General features: G+C 47.9%; 2 rRNA genes. Both read right to left on the bottom strand.

Annotated elements, in window-relative coordinates:
• Nucleotides 1-331: ribosomal RNA gene (locus EC604_RS29520) — 23S ribosomal RNA — on the bottom strand; the annotation flags it as partial.
• A 335-nt stretch (nucleotides 332-666) separates the two neighbouring features.
• Nucleotides 667-720: ribosomal RNA gene (locus EC604_RS29515) — 16S ribosomal RNA — on the bottom strand; the annotation flags it as partial.

The following is a 720-nucleotide window of genomic DNA, read 5'->3' as shown; positions in this document are numbered from 1 at the left end:
CTCCTTTGTAACTCCATGTGAGACGTCCCACAACCCCAAAGAGCAAGCTCTCTGGTTTGGGCTTCTCCGCGTTCGCTCGCCGCTACTGACGGAATCACTATTGTTTTCTCTTCCTCAGGGTACTTAGATGTTTCAGTTCCCCTGGTATGCCTCTACACAACCTATGTATTCAGTTGTGAGTAACTGGATATTACCCCAGCTGGGTTTCCCCATTCGGACATCCCCGGATCAAAGCTTGCTTACAGCTCCCCGAGGCAGTTTCGTTGTTCGCCACGTCCTTCATCGGCTCCTAGCGCCTAGGCATCCTCCGTGTGCTCTTAGTAGCTTAACCATTGCGCTCGTGTTCGAGCTGTCGCTCCGCTTGGTTTGCTTGCGCAAATCCAAAAGTCGCTCCATTTCGATCACTCGCTCCAGCAATCTACCTTATAAAACACTTCACTTGTTTACACAAGATCAGCTTAAAGGAATGTTCTAATTCGCGTTTGTTTCGTTTCGATATCTAGTTTTCAAAGAACAAATCGTTTGGTTCAGGCCGTTCACCAAGGTGTCGGTCGAAACAACGAGAAGTGTTGAGAGTTTGAGCTCTCAAAACTGAGCAACGAGTGAGTAGTTTGTAGCTGAGCTACATATTTGAATGTCTTCATTGCAGAAGACGATTCTCCATAGAAAGGAGGTGATCCAGCCGCACCTTCCGATACGGCTACCTTGTTACGACTTCAC

Source organism: Paenibacillus amylolyticus (genome assembly GCF_003719335.1).
GTDB classification, from domain to species: Bacteria; Bacillota; Bacilli; order Paenibacillales; family Paenibacillaceae; genus Paenibacillus; species Paenibacillus amylolyticus_D.
The sequence above is the reverse complement of the archived record's forward strand: the minus strand, read 5'-3'. Positions and strand labels throughout refer to the sequence as shown.